The 367-nt window shown below is 61.6% G+C and carries 1 protein-coding gene; it reads left to right on the plus strand.

What is annotated here, in order from left to right; all coding sequences use genetic code 11:
* Positions 1–29: 29 nt before the first annotated feature.
* A partial coding sequence (locus CVH10_RS25440; RefSeq protein ID WP_146143037.1) for a hypothetical protein occupies positions 30–367 on the plus strand: 338 nt, incomplete at its 3' end.

Consider the following 367-nt stretch of genomic DNA (forward strand, 5'->3'; position numbering starts at 1 on the left):
CTGGTCTGAAGCAGACGGCACGACAAAACGTGATCGCACAAGCGGTCTCGCTCAGTCTTCTCAAGGTCGATGGTTCGGTGCTGACACCGGGGCCATCGGGCAAAGCATTGCTCGAAGGCAGCGCGGCGGCCGACGTGCTGACACCGACCTTCGTGCGCAATGTTTTTGGGTTCGGGCTCGTTCTCTCCGATTTGCGCGATGAAAATACGATGACGTTCGGCGAGATCGCCGAACGTTGCCGCACATATTATCCGGCCTGGACGTCGGACTTCGCACCAAACTCGTTGGTGCGATGGTTGCGCGATCTCGGTCTCGCCGACATCGACGGCGGCGGCCGCTGGCGACGGCGCCACCACTCAGCGCCTGT

Origin of the sequence: Halomonas sp. ND22Bw (genome assembly GCF_003011945.1) — a bacterium.
GTDB lineage: Bacteria > Pseudomonadota > Gammaproteobacteria > Pseudomonadales > Halomonadaceae > Halomonas > Halomonas halophila.